This is a genomic window from Pseudomonas sp. SWRI18, from assembly GCF_014268345.1.
GTDB classification, from domain to species: Bacteria; Pseudomonadota; Gammaproteobacteria; order Pseudomonadales; family Pseudomonadaceae; genus Aquipseudomonas; species Aquipseudomonas cedrina.
The window spans coordinates 171,710-192,657 of the sequence record NZ_JACCQQ010000009.1 but is presented as its reverse complement, the minus strand read 5'-3'; the positions used below and the strand labels follow the sequence as shown (position 1 = coordinate 192,657).

Below are 20,948 nucleotides of genomic sequence, written 5' to 3'. Positions count from 1 at the left end.
GGAGCCTGTCGATGCCCACCGTGAACCGTGTGCCCTCAGCCGGCACTGTCCGTGACATCGGGATCGTGCATCTTGGCCTGGGGGCGTTTCATCGCGCCCACCAGGCGGTCTACCTGCAACGCCATCTCAACCGTCATGGCGAAAGCGATTGGGGATTGTGCAGCGCCAACCTGCGCTCGAATCGCACATTGGTTGATCAATTGCGCGCGCAGAAGGGTCGCTATCATGTGGCCGAATACCGTGACCGCGAGCGGGTGACGCTGCGTGAGATCGGTGTACTGCGCCAGGCCTTGTATGTGGGCGAGGGCGGCCATGAGTTGGAGCAACTGTTGCAGCGCATGGCCGCGCCGCAAACCCGGATCGTCACGCTCACCGTCACCGAGAAAGGTTATTGCCTGAACCCGGCCACCGGACAGCTACGCACCGAAGATCCAGCGATTGTCCATGACATTGCGTATCCCCAAGCGCCGCGCACGGCGCCCGGTATTATCCTCGAAGCCCTGCGCCGCCGCCGCGCCACAGGCACGCCTGCGTTTACGGTGCTGTGCTGCGACAACATGCCCGACAACGGCCAGCGCACTCGCCAGGCGGTGAGCGCGTTGGCGGCGTTGCAGGACCCAGTCCTGGCGCAATGGGTCAATGAGCATGTGGCGTTCCCAGGCTGCATGGTTGACCGGATCGTTCCCGCCATGGACGGCGAGTCCTTCACCCGGCTGGAGCAGCAACTGGATTGCCCCGACCGTGCGGCGGTGGTCTGTGAAAGCTTCAGCCAGTGGGTGATCGAAGATCACTTTCCTCTCGGGCGTCCGGACTGGGAGGAGGAAGGCGTGCAGATGGTGGGCGATGTGCGTCCATTTGAAACCATGAAGCTGCGCATGCTCAACGGCAGCCATTCGTTGCTGGCCTACGTGGGGCTGCTGGCCGGCCACGACTTGGTGTTCGAAGCCATCAACGATGCGGATCTGGCGCGTTTCATCGCACGCTATATGGCCGAGGAAGCCGCGCCGACCCTGGCCATGCCGGCGGGCATCGATCTTGCGCTCTACGCCCGCGATCTCAAGGCGCGATTTGCCAATGACAGCCTGCAACACCGTTTGCGCCAGATCGCGATGGACGGTTCGCAGAAACTGCCGCAACGCTGGTTGCTTGGCGCGCAGCAATTGCTCGGTGAAGGGCGTGACCTGAGCTGTACCGCATTGGGTATCGCGGCCTGGATTCACGACTGCACGCAGCCGCGCCCCGACGGTTCGGCACCGGTGATCGACGACCCCTTGAGCGCCACCTTTGCCGAGCTTGCCGGGCGGTTCGAAGGCGCGGCCTTGGTGGATGCCTTTCTCGGCCTGGACGAAGTGTTCCCGGCCAGCCTGTCGGATCGCCCTGCCTTTCGTGACGCTGTACAAAGCGCCTACGCCGCCCTGGTCCGCGATGGCATGGTCAGCCTTTTGCACAACTTTGCCGCACACCACTAACAGGAAAGGAGCACAGCATGGAACACACATGGCGTTGGTTTGGCCCCAAGGATCCGATCTCCCTGGCGGACGTGCGTCAAACCGGCGCGACCGGCATTGTCACCGCGCTGCACGAAATTCCCAATGGCCAAGTCTGGCCGGTGGAAGCTATCGCGGCGCGCAAGCAGATGATCGAAGCCGCGGGCTTGAGCTGGTCGGTGGTGGAAAGCATTCCGGTGCACGAAGACATCAAGCGCGGCTGCGGCCGGCGTGACGAGTACATCGCCAATTATCAGCAAAGCGTGCGCAACCTGGCGAGCTGCGGCATCGATATCGTGTGCTACAACTTCATGCCGGTGCTGGACTGGACCCGCACTGACCTGGCCTGGGAGCTGGCGGATGGCGGTTGGGCGCTGCGTTTCGATCAAACCGCGTTCGCTGCGTTCGACCTGTTCATCCTCCAGCGCCCGGACGCCCAAGCCGAATACAGCGCCGAAGATATCCAGCGGGCCAGAACCTACTTCGAGCAACTGACGCCGGCCCGCAGCGAAACATTGGTCAATACCTTGATCGCCGGTCTGCCCGGTGCCGAGGAGCATTACAGCTTGGATGACTTTCGGGCGTTGCTGCGCACCTACGCTGACATCGACGCCGACAGGTTGCGTGAGCACCTGGGGTACTTTCTGCGCGCGGTGATACCGGTGGCGGAGGAGGTGGGCGTGCGCATGGCGATCCATCCGGACGATCCACCCCGAGCGCTGCTTGGCTTGCCGCGCATCCTGTCGACCGCCGAGGATGCCCAATGGCTGCTGGACGCGGCGCCCAGCGCCGCCAATGGCCTGACGTTCTGTACCGGCTCTTATGGCGTGCGTGAAGACAACGATCTGGTGGCGATGGCCAAGCACTTTGCGCCGTTCATCTACTTCACCCACCTGCGTTCAACCCGCCGCGAGGCCGACCCGCGCAGCTTCCACGAGGCCCATCACCTGGACGGCGACGTCGACATGGTCGGGGTCATTGGTGCCCTGGTGGCCGAAGAGCGCAGGCGTGAACGCGAAGGCGGCCCACGCTTGCCGCTGCGTCCCGACCATGGGCATCAACTGCTCGACGACCAGCACCGTAAAAGCAACCCGGGCTATTCGCTGATCGGTCGCCTCAAGGGGCTGGCGGAAATCCGCGGTGTGGAATTGGCGGTGCGCCAACAACTGCCTTGATGGCATGAAAACGGAGCAAGTTGCCAGCGGGCAAACCGTTGGCTACTTGTTCTGTCCATTGGCCGTGAGCTCTTGCGGCTCCAGCGCTTGCAACCAACGATTTTCCGAACGGCTCAGATGCTGGCGCATTGAGGTTTGTGCACCGAGCATGTCTTTTTGGGCCACGGCGCGAAGGATTGCTTCATGCTCGATGACGGCCGCTTGCCAGGTCAAAGCGTTCTCTGAATGTTTGCTCAAGTGCGCCGAGATAGGGTTATGTCGCTCATCAAAGAGCCCGGTGATGATCCGGACCAAGGCAGAGTTGCCGCTCATTTTAGCCAGGCGATGGTGAAACTTGCGGTCATCCTCCAGAGGCGGCAAACCCTTTTCGATGGAGGCACGCATGGCATCAATACATTCCTGAAGGTAGCGATAGTCGCTTTTTTTAGCGTGCAGACAAGCCAGAATTATCGACTCACCTTCGATCAAGGCACGCGCCTGCATAAGCTCCGAGGGACTTTCGCCGAGCGTTACGGTGTTATTTGTGCCTTCCAAGGCCAGGGCTCTGACGTACACGCCTGAGCCCATCTTGATGTCAACCACGCCTTCTATTTCCAGGGCGATCAGCGCTTCGCGCAGCGAGGGTCTGGAGACACCAAGACGTTGCGTCAAATCGCGCTCGGGAGGAAGCCGTGAGCCGGGTTTGAAATCCCCCTGCAAGATGTAGTTCCGAAGCTGGTCGGCGATTTTCTGATACGGCTTTCGCTCAGAGGCGTTTGTCGGTGCGGCCATCGGTACGGCGTCCTTCAGGAAGTTTGCGAAGGCTACCATAGCCCGGATGAGTGGCTGTTCGTTTCACATCACCGCGCCCATCTGCCAGGGCAGGAACTCGTTGTCGCCCAAGCCGTTTTCTTCGCTGCACGTGGGGCGTCCGGAGGCGGTGTCGAGCATCAATTGAAACAGCCGCTCACCGGCCTGCGCCACCGATTCCAGGCCATCGACAATACCGCCGGCATTGAAGTCCATATCCAGTTCCATGCGATGGAACAGGCCGGTGTTGGTAGCAATTTTTAAAGAGGGAGTGGGTTTGCACCCGTAGGTCGAGCCACGGCCTGTGGTAAAGCAGATGAGATTCGCGCCTCCCGCTACTTGGCCGGTGGCTGACACGGGGTCGTAGCCAGGCGTGTCCATGAATACCAGTCCGTGGGTATCGATCGTTTGGGCGTAGTGATAAACGCCCATTAACCCGGTGGTGCCGGCTTTCGCCACGGCGCCAAGGGATTTTTCCAGAATGGTGGTAATGCCGCCGGCCTTGTTGCCAGGGGAGGGGTTGTTGTTCATGTCACCGTCATGGTGGCGTACGTAGGCTTCCCACCAATGGATGCGCGCCATCAACTTTGCCGAGACCTCGGCCGAGACGGCGCGTGCCGTCAAGAGGTGTTCAGCGCCATAGATTTCTGGCGTTTCCGAAAGAATGGCACTGCCGCCGTGCCGCACAAGCTGGTCCACCGCCGCCCCGAGTGCCGGGTTCGCGGTGATGCCTGAGTAACCATCCGAGCCGCCGCATTGCAAACCCACGCTGAGGTGGCTGGCCGCAACGGTGGTACGCCGCAAACTATTGATGATGGGCAGCATCGCTTCAATGTGCGCGATGCCCCGTTGTACGGCTTCGCGAGTACCGCCCGCTTCCTGAATGATTAGACTGGCCTTGAGCGTAGCTGAGCGATCCCCCAGTTCATTCATCAAAGGCGCGAGTTGGTTGACCTCACAGCCCAGGCCGATCAATAACACCCCGGCAAAATTGGGGTGATCGGCGTAGCCGCGCAAGGTCCGTTTGAGGATATCGATCCCTTCGCCTTTCGCCCCCATGCCACAACCGCTGCCATGGGTAATTGCGACAACGCCATCGACATGGGGGAAGTCTTTCAGGCGCTCGGGAGAGAACGCATTGGCGATGTGTTTGCAGACGGTTGCCGAGCAGTTAACGCTGGAAATAACACCGATGTAATTGCGTGTGCCGACGCGCCCATCATCGCGGACAAACCCCTCGAAGGTCGCCGGTTCATGGCTGAACACCGTGGGCACATAGCGGTTCTGCACGCTGTGTTCGGCGTTGGTGGCGGGCATGTCCAGGTTGTGTACATGGACGTAATCACCGGGTTCGATGCCGCGAGTGGCCAAGCCTATGGTTTGGCCGTACTTGAGCACCTGTTGGCCAACCAACAGCGCACGCAGGGCGATCTTGTGGCCGGATGGAATCGGTTGCCGGGCGATCAGCGCGATACCGTCGGCGTTGAGGTGTTGGCCGGCGGCGATATCGCCTCGAGCCACGGCAACATGGTCGCCGGGTGTCAACACCAGCAAGGACTGACTGTCACTCATCACGTCTCTCCTAACACTCGATGATTGCTTTGACGACGCCTTGTTTGGGGTCGAGCAATGTGGCGAACGCGCTGGGGACATCGCTGAGCGTCAGTCGATGGGTATTGAGGGCGGCGTGCGGAATCAAACCGTTGCGCAAGCATTGCTCTACATAATGGAAGTCTTCGTGGGTGGCGTTGCGGCTGCCCATCAATGTGGCTTCGCGCTTGTGGAATTCAGGGTCGGAGAAGGTGATGGAATCGCGAACCACCGAAATCATCACATAGGTGCCGCCGTGCGCGATGAACTCAAACCCACGCTCCATGGCGCGCGCATTGCCGGTGGCATCGAACACCACGTCGAAAAAGTCACCCTCGGTCAGTTCAGCCAGGGTCTCCTTGTCGCCTTCGCCGATTTTCACCGCCGCGTGAATCTTCAGGTGTTCCTTGCAGAACGCCAGGCGATCATCGCGCGTATCCAGAACGGTGACCTGCGCGCCACGCAGACTGGCGAAAATCGCCGCCGCCATGCCGATTGGGCCGGTGCCGACCACCAGTGCGCGTTTATCCGCCTGGATATTTGAACGCCGTACGGCATGAGCGCCGATTGACAGGAATTCGATCATCGCGGCCTGGTCCAGTGTCACCCCCATGGCCTTGTGGACGAACTCATGGGGGATGCTCAGGTATTCGGTGAAGGCACCGTCGCAATGAACCCCCAGCACTTGGATGCGCGTGCAGCAGTTGGTCTTGCCCTGACGGCAGGCGATGCATGTTCCGCAGGAAAGATAGGGCATCACGTAGACGACATCGCCACTTTTGAGGTCGCTGGCGCTGTCAGCTTCTTCCACTACCCCGGAGAACTCATGGCCCATCACACGCGGGTATTCGAGGTAGGGCTGATTGCCGGTGAAAATATGCAGATCGGTGCCGCAGACCCCGACGCGCTTGATGCGGATAAGGATTTCGCCGGGCTTTCTGGCCGGTTTTTCACGCTCGACGGCGGTTAACGAACCGGGTGCATTGCAGATGACAGTCAGCATGTTGAGGCTCCTTGGCCGGGGCGCAGGCGACGGATGTCGTACAGCGGGACAGGGCTTCAAAGCTACACACCGAGAAAATTATTGGCAATACCAATTTAGGCAAATGACAATTGGACCGACCAATTAATATTTCGGGAGAATGCATCAGTAGCAAGCGTGCCAGTACCGATGACCTTCCCGTGGATCAGCGCGTAGCCTTTTGGGGGCAGTACAACGCATCGACACTGGTCGGTCTGAAGTGCTCGTCCTTCAGCGAAACCGGGTTCAGCGCGCGGGAGGACAATCTGAGTCTGGACCGGGTGCGGGTCGCCCATATTGCCGGTACCCAACATGTCATCGAGCGTGACGGTTCAATGATTCGCAGCGTGCCCAAAGAGTCGGTGTTCGTATCGCTGGTCCAGCCCCATCGTTTTATTCTGGAGAAACGCTTGCAGGGAGCGTTCCGTCTGCTGAGCCAGGCGGACAGTTGCGGGCTGGACATTGCCGAGATCGCCTATCGTCAAGGCTTCACCAGCCAGGCGCATTTTGCCAGGGCCTTCAAGGCGCACTACGGGCGCACGCCCAGCGACGTGCGCGCTTCGTCGGTCGGCCAATAGCGTTCGCGATCCAGCCGACTGCCTTGTTAGATGTGCCGCTGATGCTTCTTCAATCGATACGCAAACTGCGCGCGGCTCAGCCCCACGAGTCGGGCTGCGGCGGCCAGGTTGCCGGCGGTGCGTTGCAGTGCTTCGTGGATCAGGCGCGATTCCAGGCCTTCGATGGAAAACCCCTGTTCCAACGGGCCAAGGGTGTCCAGCAGTGCGGAGCCCGGGGCCGGGCCGCCGTTTGACAGGCTGCCGTGGTCGTCCAGGCTATAGGGATCCGCCGGCAGGGCTTCGTTGCGAAACAGATGCACCAGGTCGATGGCTTGGCCTTCATCGCTGGCGATCAAACCGCGCTCGATCAGGTTTTGCAGCTCGCGCACATTGCCCGCGAAATCGTAGCGCAGCAGCACTTTCAGGGCGCGCATGGTCAAGCCCGCAGGCGTGCGCACATATTCCTGGCAGAACCGGGTGAGAAACGCATTGATCAACAGCGGGATGTCATCCCTGCGTTCGCGCAGAGGCGGCAGGGCGATGGGGTAGACATTCAGCCGGTAGAACAGGTCTTCGCGGAACGTACCGTCCGCCACGGCTTTGCGCAGATCAATATTGGTGGCGGCAACCACCCGCACATCCACCTTGATACCGCGTCCGCCGCCGACGCGTTCGATCTCGCGCTCCTGCAACGCCCGCAGCAGTTTGCTTTGCCCGCCCAGGCTGAGGCTGGTGATTTCATCCAGAAACAATGTACCGCCCTGGGCGCGCTCGAAACGTCCGGGACGCGAGTGCGTGGCGCCGGTGTAGGCGCCGCGCTCGACACCAAAGAGTTCAGCCTCCATGAGGTTGTCGGGGATGGCCGCGCAATTGAGCGCCACGAACGGGCTGTCGCGGCGCGGGCTGAGTTGGTGCAACTGGCGGGCAAACATCTCCTTGCCGACCCCGGACTCACCGCTGATCAGCACCGTGGCCGGGGTCAGGGCGACCCGTTGCAGGGCCTGGGTCGCGGCGTTGAAGGCGGCGCTGGCACCAATCAACGGTTGCGGCTGGCCGAGCCTGGCGCCGTCGCTTGGCGGTGGGGAGGATGGGGCGGCGGCGGGGCGGCCGATGGGCTGGGACACATTCAGGTAGCGCAGGTCCTGTTCGACGTCACCCCATTGTTCGGCCGTCTTGCCGATCACCCTGCAGTTGCTGTGGCCCATGCCACGGCATTGCACTTCGCGAAAGATCACCATCTGCCCGAACAGACCGCTGACGAAACCGATGGCATAGCCCGTTTCCGTCCAGCACACCGGGTCCTGGCCGATGCCATAGACGCTCACGTGTTCATCGGCCTCGCACGAGTGGTGCCACAGAAACTCGCCTTCGTAGAACCCGGAATCGGCGTCGAATTTGAAGTGCAGGGGTTCCACCTTGGTCATGCCTTCCAGGGTATGCAGGTGCGTGCCGGCGCGAAACACCGCGGCGGCATCGGCCTGCGGCCAGCGTTCACGGATCAAGCGGGCGTCGCGCAAGCCGCAGGCGTAACCGGTACGTGTGAACAGGCCGCGAGCCTGCTCCAGCCCGAGGCGTTCGATGACCTCCCCGCGCAGGGCACCGAAGGCGGAACTGTGCAGCAACAGCATGCGTTGGTCGTTGAGCCAGATACGTCCGTCTTCGGGAGAAAAGAACAGGCAGTCGGTCAGCTCCGCAGGCGTCGGCGAACTGGTGTCGCTCAACTGGCGGCTGTCACCGCGCGGATGATAAGGCGCCGTGGCCGCCGGGTGGCCAGGCAACGCGCTGTGGGGATTAGTCATTGTTATGCCCCTGCAAAGCGAATGATCGATATGAGTAACCGCTCAGATAGTTATTAAACATAACCTTATCAAATGAACAAGTGCCAGGGCTGCGGTTTTTACCGCCGCTGGGCGCGGTGTGCCTGGGCGGTGTGCAGCAAGCCCTGACTTAGAGCCTTCCACGGCGAATGTCCCGGCCGGCGCGTGCAAACGGCACAGCCTTTGCTCAAGGCTTGAGGCGGCGTTTGCACCCTGTGCGGACGATGACAATTACAAGAACCGGGAGTTGCCATGCCAGTGTCTGAAACCACCCACCTGCTACAGCGGGCCCTTGAGTCCGAATGCCTGTTCAACGGCGATTGGATACCCGCCTCGGGGGCCATGGTCCCCGTGATCGAACCTGCCACCGGCGAACCCTTGATGCGTTGCGCCATGGCCAGCCCGGCCGATATCGCCATGGCCAGCCGAAGTGCGGCCCTGGCCCAGCCGGCATGGGCCGCACTCGGCCCACGGGAGCGCGCGCAGGTGTTTCGCAAAGCTGCCGACCTGGCCCAGCAGTCATTTGCCGAACTGGCGCTGTATGTTGCCCGGGAAACCGGGGCAACGCTGTTCAAGGGCGAACACGAAGTGCGCGAGGCGATTGTGCTGCTGCATCAGGCGGCGGGCCTGTTGTCCCAACCCCATGGGCTGGTGCTGCCGAGTGCGGCGGGGCGCTTGTCTTACGCCCGGCGCCAGCCCCATGGCGTGGTCGGGGTGATTTCGCCGTTCAATTTCCCTTTGGTGCTGTCGTTGCGCTCGGTGGCACCGGCCCTGGCGGCGGGCAATGCGGTGGTGCTCAAGCCCGATCCGCAAACGCCGGTCAGCGGCGGGTTCCTCATCGCCCGGCTGTTCGAGGAGGCTGGGCTGCCCAAGGGCCTGCTGCAGGTAATGCCCGGCGCCGCGCCGGCAGGCGAAGCGCTGTGCCGCGACCCCAACGTGCGGATGATCGCGTTCACGGGCTCCACGGCGGCGGGGCGCAAAGTCGCCCAGGTGGCCGGGCGACACCTGAAAAAAGTCGCGCTGGAGCTGGGCGGCAAGAACCCGCTGATCATTCTCGAAGACGCCGACCTCGACCTGGCCGCGAGCAACGCCGCCTGGGGGGCCTGGCTGCATCAGGGACAAATCTGCATGGCCACCGGCTTGATACTCGTGCATGAATCCATTGCCGCCAGCCTGACGCGCAAGCTGGTGGACAAGGCCCGGGCCCTGACCGTGGGCAATGCCGCCCGGGGTGAGGCCGCACTCGGCCCATTGATCAACGCGCGTCAATTGCAGCGTGTGCACGAGATCGTCAGCGACAGCCTGCAGGCCGGCGCGCGGTTGGAGACGGGCGGCGAATATGACCAGTTGTTCTACCGGCCCACCGTACTCAGCGGTGTCCGGCCGGGCATGCGCGCCTTTGAGGATGAAATATTTGGCCCGGTGGCCACGGTGGTCAGCTTTGCCACGGACGAGGAGGCCATCGAGCTGGCCAACCGCACGGAATACGGCCTCTCGGCCGGCATCCTCTCGCCTTCCGTGGGGCGCGCCATGGCCATTGGCGAGCGGCTTGGCTGCGGCCTGCTGCACATCAACGACCAGACCGTGGCAGACGAGTGCATCAACCCCTTCGGTGGGCGTGGTGCGTCCGGCAATGGCGGCAGCGTGGGCGGGCCCGCCGACTGGGATGAGTACACCCAGTGGCAGTGGGTCACCGTGAAAAACACGCCGCCGACTTATCCCTTCTGAACCCGTGGCACACGCATGCCTATACAACAATAAGAGGGCTTGAACATGCACCTGTACAACAAAACCCTGATCGTCACCGGCGTTGCCTCCGGCATTGGCGCGCAAGTGGCGCAATTGGCGCGCTTCCAGGGCGCCACGGTGATCGGCGTTGATCGCCATGAACCGCAGTTGACCCTGGATGGGTTTTTCCAGGCCGACCTGAGCGATCCGGCGAGCATCGATGCGCTGGTGGCGCATCTGCCGGCGCGGGTCGATGCGCTGTGCAACATTGCCGGCGTGCCCGGTACGGCACCGGCGCAAACGGTGGGTGAGGTCAATTACCTGGGGTTGCGCCATCTCACTCAAGCGCTGCTGCCACGCATGCCGGCGGGTGGCAGCGTCGTCAATGTCGCGTCAATCCTCGGGGCGCAGTGGCCGCAGCGGTTGGAGCAGCACAAGGCCCTGGCCGCCACGCAGGACTTCGGCGCCGGGCAGTGGTGGCTGGCGGCCAACCCGGTCGAGCAGGCTACCTGTTATCAGTACTTCAAGGAGGCGCTGATCGTCTGGAGCCTGCAGCAATCCCAAAGCTGGTTCCGCGACCACTCGGTGCGCATCAACTGCGTCGCGCCGGGGCCGGTGTTCACGCCGATTCTGGGCGACTTCGTCAGCATGCTCGGGCCGGAGCGGGTGGCCCAGGACAGCCAACGCATGATCCGCCCGGCCCTGGCCGATGAGGTGGCGTCGGTGATCGCCTTCCTGTGCTCGGACGCGGCGCGCTGGGTCAACGGCGTCAACCTGCCGGTGGATGGCGGGCTTGCGGCCACCTACGTGTAGGCGGTGCAACCGCGTTAAGCCCCGGTGCGGATCCGCCGCGCCGGGGATCTTGAATAACAACAAAAAATACAGGACACACAAGATGCCCAAGCCTATCTTGCGGGCGCTGGCGGCCACGATTTTTGTCGCGCTGTCATCGACTGCCTACGCCTACGACTTGCCCGGACTCAACCTGGGCAGCACCAGTTTCTATGACGGTTCGCCCGCGCCCGCCGGTCCCGGTTGGTACCTGGAGGAATACCTGACGTACTCCCGTGCCAGCCGCTTCAACGATGCCAACGGGCACAAGCTGGCCTTGCCCAGACAGGACGTGGAAGTGGTGGCGCCGACCACGCAGATCATCTATGTGGGCCAACCGCTGGTCAACGGCGCGATGCCGGGTTTTACCCTGATCAATACGTCGCTGGCCCATGTCGATGTCGACGACGGTTTGGGCAACGCGGCGCTGAGTTCCCGCGCCGGGTTTGGCGATGTGATCGTCGGGCCCTTCCTGCAACTGCCGACCTTGAGCCGCGCTGACGGCAGCCCGCTGCTGGCCCAGCGCATCGAAGCCGATATCGCGGTGCCGGTGGGCGCCTACGACCGCAAGCGCTCGATCAACCCTGGCAGCAACTTCTGGTCCTTCAACCCGTATTACGCGGCCACCTACTGGTTCAGCCCAACGTGGTCGACCAGCGGGCGCTTCATGTACCTGTGGAATGGCAAGAACGACGCGCCGGCGGCCGGCTTTGGTGATGTCTCCAGCACCCAGGCCGGCCAGGCGCTGCACGCCAACCTGACGCTGCAATATGCCGTGAGCCAGCAATTGAGCGTGGGGTTGAACGGCTACTGGCTGAAGCAGATCACCGACACCAAGGTCGATGGTGACGCGGTGAGCGGGCGCCGAGAAAAGGTCTGGGCCATCGGCCCAGGCCTGGTCTATGCGTTCAACAAGGAAAACGTGCTGTCGGTGAACGCCTACTTTGAGCAGCAGGCGCAAAACCGCACCCAGGGCGACAAACTGGTGCTCAACTGGCTGCACCAGTTCTAGACGTCTGTGTGCCGGGCAGGTCCAGCGGCGCCGTACGCACCATCACGCTGATGATGGTGAGTGCGGCGATCACCAAGCCGGGGGAAGTCGCCAGCAGCACGCCAGTGGTGCCGGCGCCTGCTGCCAGCAGTTGCCCGGCAGCCAGCGGCCCGGCCACCGAGCCCAGCCGGCCGATGGCCACGGCCGCACCGACGCCGGTGGCGCGCACGGCGGTGGGGTAGGAGGGTGGGGCGCTGGCATACAGCACCAGTTGCGCAGCCATCACGAACAAGCCGGCGGCAAAGCCCGCGATGGCCATGGGCACGATGCCCACCGACAGTCCGACACCGGCCAGCGCGGCCAGCAACCCGGCATACACGAACAGCACCACCTTGAGAGCATTGCAGCGGTCCAGCAGCACGCCGCCGAGCAGTGAACCCAGGGCACCGCCGATATTGAACAGCATCTGCACCATGCCCGCCTGGGGTTTGCTGAAGCCTTGTTCCAGCAACAGCGACGGCAACCAGTTGAGCAGCATGTACATCACGGTCAGGGTGAAGAAGTAACTCAGCCATAACGCCAGTGTGGTGCGGGCGCGACCTTCGCCGAACAGTGCCTGGCCGGTGGAAGGGCGGGTGCCGGGCGTGTTGTCGAGTTGTTGGCGAAAAGCGTTGGATTCAGGCAGCAGCAGGATCATCAACGGCACGGCCAGCAGGGGCGCGAGGCCGCCGATGATAAAGGTGGTTTGCCAGTGCTCACTGGAAAACATCGCCACCACGGCGGCCAATGCACCGCCCAGCGGCACACCGCAGTACATGACGCTGATGGCCGTGCCGCGATTGCGCTCGCTTACCGCTTCGGCGCATAGGGCGATCAGGTTGGGCAGCGCGGCGCCCAACCCCAGGCCGGTGAGGAAGCGCACCAACAGCAGGCTTGCATAGTTTTCGACAAACGCGGTGCTCAGGGAGAACAGCCCGAACAACAGCACCGCCATCACCAGAATTTTCTTGCGGCCGATACGGTCGGCAATCCAGCCGCCAAAGAACGCGCCCGGCAGCAGCCCGATAATCCCGACGCTGAACACCCAGCCAAGCATTTTCGGGTCGAGGGCAAAGCTGTGGCGCAACCCTGCGGCGGTGGTGCCGGCCGCCTGCAGGTCGAAGCCTTCGATCAGCGCAACGATAAAACACAAAGCGATCGTCAGCGTCGAACGACGCGATGGACTGTTCATGGGCAAACCTCATTGTTGTTTTTGTTGTGGTGGCAAGCCTGACCGGCTGCTGGCAATTAAGATAACAAATATAACTATAAAAAGAAGGGTGCAGAATCTGCCTGCGCAATCATCAAGGGAGCCGTCTATTTCAGCCGTTTGGGACTCACGGCCGTATACAAAGGCAAAATAGATAATTTTATTAATGTTCGATTATCGGTCAGTGGTAGTTGACGACGGCCGCTTGCTGTTTCCATTCTCTGTTCGCGAAGCCGCTTGAGCCGAGCGTGTGCCACCCTAAAACAACAACAAAAAATGGACATCGAACATGCCAAAACTCCCCACCGACGCCGTCGCGGCGGCCTGCTGTGCGTCGAACAGCACTCCATGCCTGATCAGCGCGCTGCTGATGTTGAGTGTCCTGCCCGCCCCGTCGTGGGCGGCGGGGTTTATCGACGACAGCCATGGCACCCTGACGCTGCGCAATTACTACCTGGACCGTGACTACAAGGACGACGGCGCCAAGACTGCTGCCCGGGAATGGGCCCAGGCGTTCATCCTCAACCTGGAATCAGGGTACACCCCTGGCACCGTGGGTTTTGGGCTGGATGTGCGCGGGCTGATGGGGGTCAAGCTCGACTCGTCGCCGGACCGCAGCGGCACCGAGCTATTGCCGGTGTCGGCCAGCGACAAGCGTGCCGCCGATGAATACTCGCGCCTGGCGCCGACGGCCAAGCTGCGGTTTGCCCAGACCACCGTGAAGGCCGGCGACGTGTCGATCTTCCTGCCATTCGCCTTCGCCAGCCCGTCGCGCCTGCTGCCGCAGACCTTTCGCGGCGCCACGTTGAGTTCCAAGGATATTGATGGCCTGACCCTCAATACCGGCTATATCGACCGCATCAACAAGCGCGACTCCACCGACTACCAGGCCATGACCATCGCCTCGCCCAACCGGCGATTCAATGCCACGGCCACCACCTCGCACCTGGCGTATGTGGGCGGCGATTATCAGCTCAACAAGGACTTCAGCCTGCGCGTGTACCACGCCGAGGTGGCGGACCTTTACCAGCAGGACACCCTGGCATTACTGCACAACCTGCCGCTGGGCGATGGTGTGCTCACCAGCGACCTGCGCAGTTTCTTCAGCCGCGAGGACGGCAGCGCCAAGGCCGGCGAGGTGGATAACCGCAACCTCTCGGCGCTGTTCGGCTACCGCCTGGGCGGGCACCGGGTCAGCCTGGGCTATATGCATTCCAGCGGGGAAACGGCCACGCCCTATATCTCGGGGACCGAGTTGATGGGCATGAGCGAACTGACCATGAGTTCGGACTTCCTCAACGCCAAGGAGCGCACCTGGCAGGCCATCTATGACTATGATTTTGCGGCGTCGGGTGTGCCGGGCCTGAAGACCCGGCTGCGCTATGTACGCGGCGACAACATTGAGCTTGCGGCCTTCAATGCCGAGGATCGCAAGGAGCGCGAGTTCCAGATGGAGCTGGGCTACGTAATCCAGAGTGGCCCGCTGAAAAACGTCGGGCTGATGGCGCGCAAGTCGATCTACCGCAACGACTTTCCCGGCGGCGCGGCCTTTCGCGATGAAAACCAGACCCGCTTTCTGGTGCTCTACACCGTGGCGCTCTGGTAGATCATCCGTCCTGATACACCTTCTTGAGCAAGCGCAGCAGCTCTGCACGTTCCTCGACGTCCAGGGCTGCGGTGGCGTCCAGGTCGCTTTGCGCGGCAATGGCCTTGAGTTCCTTGAGCAGGGCTTCGCCGGGTTTGCTCAAGAAAATCCCGTAGGAGCGCTTGTCCGGTTTGCACCGCACGCGCACAGCGAGTGCGCGGCTTTCCAGCTTGTTGAGCAAGGGCACCACCTGGGGCGGCTCGATGGCCAGGGCGCGGGCCAGGTCGGCCTGCATCAGCCCGGGGTTCTGCTCGATGATCGCCAGGGCCGAGAATTGTGCGGGGCGCAGGTCGTGGTCCGACAGCCGGCCGATCAGGTTCTGGAACAGCTTGAGCTGTGCGCGGCGCATGGCGTAGCCGATCAGTTCGTCCAGTGCCGAGTCCAGCGGCGGCGGAACCTCGCTGCCGTCGGGGAGTGCTTCACTCACATTGGCGGGATTAGAGCGCGTGGCCATTACCTATGGATCCTTGTTCAAATCAAGTTAAGAAAGCTAACTAGCTTGCCGGTATTGTCGGTCGCTGGCTAGCGCATCCTCTCAGGCAGTGTTTCACTGCCGGGTTGCGAAGCACTCAAAAGCTCGGCATTGATGACCGAGCGTCTGTCCACACGTGCGATGATATACGCACATATTCCAAGTATCGCAGGGCACAGCGCCAATACCGCGAAGCTCTTCACGACGGGCATGCCGCTGTTGAGCACATAGGCTCCCAGGAGCGGGCCACATATCGAACCGATCTTGCCCATTGAGGCAGCCCAGCCGGCACCGTTGCCTCGAATCACACTGGGATAGAAAATCCCGGCGATGCTGGTGATTCCATAGTGACCGCCCTTGACGAAGATCGCGCCGGCCAGGCTCAGCACAATGAAGGCGTCTCCCTGCAGATTGCCAATACCCAGAATCAAAAGAAAGGGCAGCGACAACAGCGGATAGATCATCACCGCACAGGGCCCCCGGGTGTCGACCAGGCGCATCAGAACCAACCCCGCCATGGCCCCGCTGAACGAGGCAAAGGAGCTTACCCATGAGGCAGTCGCCCGATCAAAACCGGCGTACTGGTATACCAGGGGACTCCATGACGCCAGAAAGTACATGGCCATGGAGCTGGCGCCAAAGCCGATCCAGATCATCGGCGTGATCCATTTCAGTTTGCCGACAAACAGCTGGCTGACCCGAAATGGCCGGCGGCCGATGTCAATTTCATCTGCAAGAAAATAGCGATCCCCGGCGCGGGTATCGATGCTGGGATTCAGACGCTTGAGGATCCGCGCCACGGTTTGCGGCTGTTTGTTTTTGCTTACCAGAAACCGCACCGATTCGGGCAAGGTGAAAAACAACAGCAGGCTGGAAAGCAGCGTGGCGACGCCGCCCAGCACGAACACGCTCGCCCAGCCGTACCGAGGTGCTATCCAGACGGTCAACGGGCCGGCTGCCGCGCCCCCCAGACTAAAGCCGACCATGATGAGGGTGATCACACTGGCACGGTAGCGCTTGGGCACGAATTCGATATTCAACGCCCAGCACAGCGGCAGCATGGCGCCCAGGGCAAAGCCGTTGAGAAAGCGCAGCACCAGCAGCGAGGTGTAGCTGTCGGCAAAGGTAAACAGCAGCGTCAGCACACCAAAAGAGCTAGTGGACAGGATGATCGTCGGGCGACGGCCGATCCGGTCGCCGAGGTAGCCGAAAAAGAACCCGCCCAGCATCATGCCGAACAACCCGATGGAAAAAATATTGCCCAGTTGCAGCTTGTCCAGGCCGATGTCGTCGGCCATGTAGGCGGCGGTATGGGACAACATCAACAAGTCAAAACCATCGAGGAAGGTGATCAGCACTGACACACCGATGATCAGGTAGTTGAATCCCGACAGTTTGCGCTCCTCGATCAGGGCCGCGACATCAATTGCGCGTGACGAAGTCATGGGTGTTCTCCACACATTAAGAAGCAGGCAAGCGGACGCCAGAGGGCCGGGCTCACCAGAGTTTCCAGGTGTAACCCACGATCAGACGGTTCTCGTCGAGGTCCTGGGTCAGGCCGTTGCCGGAGCGGAAGGTCACGTTGCGCCAACGCAGGTTGAGGCCTTCCAGGGCGCCGCTCTGGAACACGTAAGTCAGGTCGGTGTCGCGTTCCCATTCGCTGCCGTCGCTGACGGTGCGTGTATGTATATCGCTGCCTTTCACATAGCGGGTCATGAATGTCAGGCCGGGCAGGCCGAGCGCGGCGAAGTCATATTCGTAACGCAGCTGCCAGGATTTCTCGTTGGCTTTGGTGAATGGGTTGTAGGTCACCAGGTTCGTCACATAGGGTGTGCCGGTATCGATCACCGGGAATGCGCTCTCCCCCGACAGACGCTGGAACGCCGCGGCAAAGCGCTGGGCCCCGACGGTCAGGGTGAACATGCCGTTGAAGTTGCGGTTATCGATTTTTCCGGCTTTGCCGGTGCCAATGTCACGGCTGTCGAAATAGCGCAGGTCGGAGCGCAGGCTCATGCCCTGGCCGAGGGGCAATACGTGTATCAGGCCGGCGAACTGCTGACGGTAGATGTCCCGCAGCTCACCCTGGTGGTAGCGTAGGGTCAGCTGTTTGCCAAGGGTGTAATCGCCACCGAGCAGGTCCAGGTGATCGCTGCTTTGGCCGGCGTAGCCTATGACGTCATTACTGGCGGAGTCGCGGCCGTTGGCTTTGGTCAGTCTGGCGGCGGTAACGGTCAAGTTGTCTAGCTCGCCGGAGGTCAGGTATGCACCGGTGAAGGTCGAGGGCAGCAGGCGAGTATCGCTGTAATAGGCCAGTGGATGAATAGGCATCAGGGTGCCGGCCTTGAGCTGGGTTTTGGACAGGCGCATTTTTGCGGTCAGCCCCAGTTCGCTGTAGTCGTCTACCGGTTGGTTGCTGTCGGGACCATAGGGCAACAGCCCGGTGCCGCGACGACCAGGGCCGGAGTCAAGCTTGATCCCCAGTTCCCCCAAGGCATCGAGTCCGAAGCCAAGGGCGCCGTCGGTGAATCCGGACTGGAATTCGGCGATAAAGCCCTGGGTCCATTCCTCGGCCTTGGCCTGCGGCGCGCCGCTCTGGCGGAAGTCGCGATTCAGATAAAAGTTGCGGGTCGTCAGCGTCGCGCTGCTGTCTTGAAAGAAGTCCGCATGGGCGCAGGTGACTTGGCCACAGAGAATCACTGCGGCGATGAGGGGCATATTCCTGTTCATTTTTATTGGTCTCAGGATAAGTCAGTTTATTCGGGCCGCAGGTTGCCTGACCGCGCCGATGACGACGCGGTACGGGCTGCCTGGTTCAGGCGTTATGAGTCAGCGCAGAGCGCTCAGATTTGTGACGTGGCGGGTACTGGGCCCGATGTGCGGCGGCCGCGAGTCAGGTGCCCGATGACAAAGGCGCAGGCTGCCAGCACGGCGGGGCAGACCGCCAGGACCAGGAAACTCTTGACCACCGGCAACCCGCTGTTAAGCACATAGGCACCTAGCAACGGGCCGAGAATCGAGCCGATTTTGGCGATGGAGGTGGCCCAGCCTGCGCCATTGGCGCGGATCGCACTGGGGTAGAAGATCCCGGCAATGCTGAGAATCCCGTAGTGAGAGCCCTTGACGAACACGCCGCCGACCAGGCTCAGCATCAGGAACGCGGTGCCCTGCATTCCGGTAATGCCCAGCATCAGCAGGAAGGGCAACGCCAGCAGTGGATAGATCATCACCATGTAGGGCCCGCGCGTATCGACGAAGCGCATCATCGCCAGCCCCGCCATCGCACCGCTGAACGAGGCGATCGAGCTGACCCATGACGCGGTCGCACGGTCGAACCCCGCGTATTGATAGACCAGCGGGCTCCAGGATGCGAGGAAGTACATGGCCATGGAACTGGCGGAGTAGCCCAGCCAGATCATCGGCGTGATCCATTTCAAACGACCGATGAACAGTTGGCCGACCCTGAATGCCTTGTTGCCGATATCCGGCTCGTCGAGCAGCACGAATCGGTCGTCGGGTCGCACATCCAGGTTCGGGTCCATGCGCTTGAGAATGGCCGCGATCTTCCCTGGGGCTTTACGTTTGCTGGCCAGGAAACGCACCGATTCGGGCAGGGTGAACAACAACAGTATCCAGGCGAACAGTGTCAATACGCCGCCGAACGCGAACACCCCCTGCCAACCGATATGCGGGGCCAGCCAGACCGTCAGCGGGCCGGCCATCGCGCTGCCAAGACTGAACCCAACCATGATGACCGTCACCACCGTGGAACGATAACGCTTGGGTACGAACTCAATGTTCAAGGCCCAGCACAGCGGCAACATGGCACCCAGGGCAAAGCCGTTGAAAAAACGCAGGACCATCAGCGATTCGTAGCTGTCGGCGATGACAAACAGTAGTGTCAGCAGCCCGAACGCGCAGGTGGAGAACAATATCGTCGGACGTCGCCCTATTCGATCACCCAGGTAGCCGAAGAAAAACCCGCCGAGCATCATCCCCAGCAGGCCGATCGAGAAGATTTCGCCGAGTTGGATTTTGTCCAGGCCGACCTCATCGGCAATGTAGGAGGCGGTGTGCGAGAGCACCAGCAAATCGAAGCCGTCGAGAAAGGTGATCAAGACCGAGACCAAAATCACCACGTAGTTGAAGCGTGTCAGTTTGCGGCCTTCTATAAGCGCCGCGACGTCCAGGGTGCGGGACTGGGACATGTGCGTTCTCCACTGCATTTTTATTGTTGTTGGAGTGGCGCCGCCGTCTGCACGGCGGGCGCGTCGAACTGCTTGAAAACCTATTCCAGATTGAACGCCAGTCGCTCGCGCAACGCCTGGGCGGTTATGTCGCTCAACCTGCCACCAGCACCTGCGAGGTCCAGCGCATGAGCGGCGGCGGCACCCATCGCGATGCATGGCCCCATTACGCGGACACTCGACAGCGCGGCTGCGTCGGCGTCGATGCAACGGCCGGCGACCACCAGGTTGTCACTGCCCTCGGGCAGCATACTGCGCAGCGGCACGCTGTGGACGTGATCGTCGCCGAAGGGTTCCCATTGATAACCGCTGGTATTGCCGTGCAATTCCACCGGCCATGAGGTGCGTGCCACCGCGTCCGGGAACAGGGTGGCGGCCCGCACTTCCTCGGTGGTCAGATGATGCTGTCCGACGATCCAGCGGGTCTGGCGGATGCCCGGCAGCGCAAACGCCCGCACCCTGGCCTTGGCGTAGGCCTCAGGGTATTCCGCCTGGAGGAAGTTGATCACCTGGTCCACCTGCTGGCGCCCGGCGATGGCGACATGCGAGGCGGCGACCGGATCCAGGGGCGTTTCGATGTGGGTCATATTGAAGGCTGCGGTACCGCGCCCGGGAAATTGGAAAAACAGGCCGTCGTCGCGCTCGATGCCGTAGCTCCTGGCCTTTTGCTTGACCCGTTCGGTGAATTGCGCGCGCGTGGGCAGGTGCGCTTCATCGATATGTTCGAGCACGAACATTTGCGTGCCGTAGATGGGCGTATCCGGCTCGCGGCAGGCAAACCCGGCGTTCCAGACCAGCGCCGCGTCGCCACTGGCGTCGATAAACCCGTTGGCGGTTACCCGCACGTCACCGTAGCGGGTGGCCAATTCCACTTCCTGGACGCGCGGGCCTTCGCGCACCACGTCGCGCAACACCGCACCGAGCACCACGGTGATGCCGGCATCGAGCACCTGTTGGCCCATCCAGCGGCCCAGGGCGACTTCGTCGTAGTAAATCACGGTGGTCAAGGGGCCAACGGCATGGTGCAGGTCACCCGAGGCGCCGAGGTCGCGAAGGATGCCGTCAGCGATGCCATGGGTCAGCAACGTGCGGTTTGGGCCATTGGAGAACAAACCGCAAAAAGTTCCGATGATCGAGCCGACTGCCTGGCCGCCGAGCATCGGCAGGGCATCGAACAGCACGACGCGTTTGCCGAGTGCGGCAGCCTCCAGGGCGGCTGAAATACCGGAAATACCCGCGCCGGCAATGCAAACGTCAGCTTGCAGGCGTTGGGCGGCAGGGGCGCTGGTACGGCGTACCGTGCGAATAACATGAGCCATAAAACTACCTTCGAGGTGTAAAAAAAAGGGCGA

17 protein-coding genes are annotated in these 20,948 nt (G+C 61.9%); 7 read left to right on the top strand and 10 right to left on the bottom strand.

Translation table 11 applies throughout. The features are described from left to right. Window positions 1-11: 11 nt before the first annotated feature. Window positions 12-1,469 (top strand): mannitol dehydrogenase family protein, encoded by a 1,458-nt coding sequence (locus H0Z09_RS12905; RefSeq protein ID WP_186690962.1) that lies wholly within the window; start codon window positions 12-14, stop codon window positions 1,467-1,469. Window positions 1,470-1,486: 17 nt separating this feature from the next. Next, window positions 1,487-2,662, top strand: a complete 1,176-nt coding sequence (uxuA, locus tag H0Z09_RS12900) for a mannonate dehydratase (RefSeq protein WP_186690961.1) — start codon at window positions 1,487-1,489, stop codon at window positions 2,660-2,662. 42 nt (window positions 2,663-2,704) lie between these two features. Here uxuA and H0Z09_RS12895 read toward each other — a convergent pair whose 3' ends face one another. The 3 genes from H0Z09_RS12895 to H0Z09_RS12885 form a co-directional block, all read right to left on the bottom strand. Further along, the gene (locus H0Z09_RS12895) at window positions 2,705-3,433 is read right to left on the bottom strand and encodes a FadR/GntR family transcriptional regulator (protein WP_186690960.1); all 729 of its coding nucleotides are present in this window, start codon (window positions 3,431-3,433) and stop codon (window positions 2,705-2,707) included. A 63-nt stretch (window positions 3,434-3,496) separates the two neighbouring features. Beyond that, window positions 3,497-5,023, bottom strand: a complete 1,527-nt coding sequence (locus H0Z09_RS12890) for an altronate dehydratase family protein (RefSeq protein WP_186690959.1) — start codon at window positions 5,021-5,023, stop codon at window positions 3,497-3,499. 10 nt (window positions 5,024-5,033) lie between these two features. Next, window positions 5,034-6,044 (bottom strand): zinc-binding alcohol dehydrogenase family protein, encoded by a 1,011-nt coding sequence (locus H0Z09_RS12885; protein ID WP_186690958.1) that lies wholly within the window; start codon window positions 6,042-6,044, stop codon window positions 5,034-5,036. A 128-nt stretch (window positions 6,045-6,172) separates the two neighbouring features. On the opposite strand from H0Z09_RS12885, the gene H0Z09_RS12880 reads away from it, so the two are divergent. Beyond that, on the top strand, window positions 6,173-6,640 hold the full coding sequence (locus tag H0Z09_RS12880) for a helix-turn-helix domain-containing protein (RefSeq protein ID WP_186690979.1): 468 nt from the start codon (window positions 6,173-6,175) through the stop codon (window positions 6,638-6,640). A 26-nt stretch (window positions 6,641-6,666) separates the two neighbouring features. Here the strand turns inward: H0Z09_RS12880 and H0Z09_RS12875 are convergent, their stop codons facing one another. Next, a complete protein-coding gene (locus tag H0Z09_RS12875) occupies window positions 6,667-8,418 on the bottom strand; it encodes a sigma-54-dependent Fis family transcriptional regulator (protein ID WP_186690957.1) in 1,752 nt (583 codons plus the stop codon). A gap of 270 nt (window positions 8,419-8,688) precedes the next feature. Here H0Z09_RS12875 and H0Z09_RS12870 point away from each other — a divergent pair, with 270 nt between their 5' ends. The 3 genes from H0Z09_RS12870 to H0Z09_RS12860 all read left to right on the top strand — a co-directional run bounded on the left by H0Z09_RS12870 (window position 8,689) and on the right by H0Z09_RS12860 (window position 12,007). Then, window positions 8,689-10,164: a benzaldehyde dehydrogenase gene (locus tag H0Z09_RS12870; RefSeq protein WP_186690956.1), complete on the top strand. Its 1,476-nt coding sequence runs from the start codon at window positions 8,689-8,691 to the stop codon at window positions 10,162-10,164. A 45-nt stretch (window positions 10,165-10,209) separates the two neighbouring features. After that, window positions 10,210-10,977 carry a coniferyl-alcohol dehydrogenase gene (locus H0Z09_RS12865; protein ID WP_186690955.1) on the top strand — a complete coding sequence of 256 codons (768 nt, stop codon included), beginning with the start codon at window positions 10,210-10,212 and terminating at the stop codon, window positions 10,975-10,977. An 82-nt stretch (window positions 10,978-11,059) separates the two neighbouring features. Next, entirely contained in the window at window positions 11,060-12,007 is a 948-nt protein-coding gene (locus tag H0Z09_RS12860; protein ID WP_186690954.1) for a transporter, read from the top strand. Here the strand turns inward: H0Z09_RS12860 and mhpT are convergent. Continuing rightward, window positions 11,985-13,217: a 3-(3-hydroxy-phenyl)propionate transporter MhpT gene (gene mhpT, locus H0Z09_RS12855; RefSeq protein WP_186690953.1), complete on the bottom strand. Its 1,233-nt coding sequence runs from the start codon at window positions 13,215-13,217 to the stop codon at window positions 11,985-11,987. The genes H0Z09_RS12860 and mhpT overlap by 23 nt on opposite strands. Before the next feature lie 307 nt (window positions 13,218-13,524). Here mhpT and H0Z09_RS12850 point away from each other — a divergent pair, with 307 nt between their 5' ends. Then, window positions 13,525-14,841, top strand: coding sequence for an OprD family porin (locus tag H0Z09_RS12850; RefSeq protein ID WP_186690952.1), 1,317 nt, complete (start codon window positions 13,525-13,527; stop codon window positions 14,839-14,841). A gap of 1 nt (window position 14,842) precedes the next feature. Here H0Z09_RS12850 and H0Z09_RS12845 read toward each other — a convergent pair whose 3' ends face one another. The 5 genes from H0Z09_RS12845 to H0Z09_RS12825 all read right to left on the bottom strand — a co-directional run bounded on the left by H0Z09_RS12845 (window position 14,843) and on the right by H0Z09_RS12825 (window position 20,915). Beyond that, the gene (locus H0Z09_RS12845; protein ID WP_186690951.1) at window positions 14,843-15,334 is read right to left on the bottom strand and encodes a MarR family transcriptional regulator; all 492 of its coding nucleotides are present in this window, start codon (window positions 15,332-15,334) and stop codon (window positions 14,843-14,845) included. Between the two features lie 68 nt (window positions 15,335-15,402). Next, window positions 15,403-16,797 (bottom strand): MFS transporter, encoded by a 1,395-nt coding sequence (locus H0Z09_RS12840; RefSeq protein WP_186690950.1) that lies wholly within the window; start codon window positions 16,795-16,797, stop codon window positions 15,403-15,405. 52 nt (window positions 16,798-16,849) lie between these two features. Beyond that, window positions 16,850-18,067: an OprD family porin gene (locus H0Z09_RS12835; protein WP_238340235.1), complete on the bottom strand. Its 1,218-nt coding sequence runs from the start codon at window positions 18,065-18,067 to the stop codon at window positions 16,850-16,852. Between the two features lie 125 nt (window positions 18,068-18,192). Continuing rightward, window positions 18,193-19,557: an MFS transporter gene (locus H0Z09_RS12830; RefSeq protein WP_186690948.1), complete on the bottom strand. Its 1,365-nt coding sequence runs from the start codon at window positions 19,555-19,557 to the stop codon at window positions 18,193-18,195. Between the two features lie 80 nt (window positions 19,558-19,637). Continuing rightward, window positions 19,638-20,915: an FAD-dependent oxidoreductase gene (locus tag H0Z09_RS12825; RefSeq protein WP_186690947.1), complete on the bottom strand. Its 1,278-nt coding sequence runs from the start codon at window positions 20,913-20,915 to the stop codon at window positions 19,638-19,640. Between the last annotated feature and the right edge of the window lie 33 nt (window positions 20,916-20,948).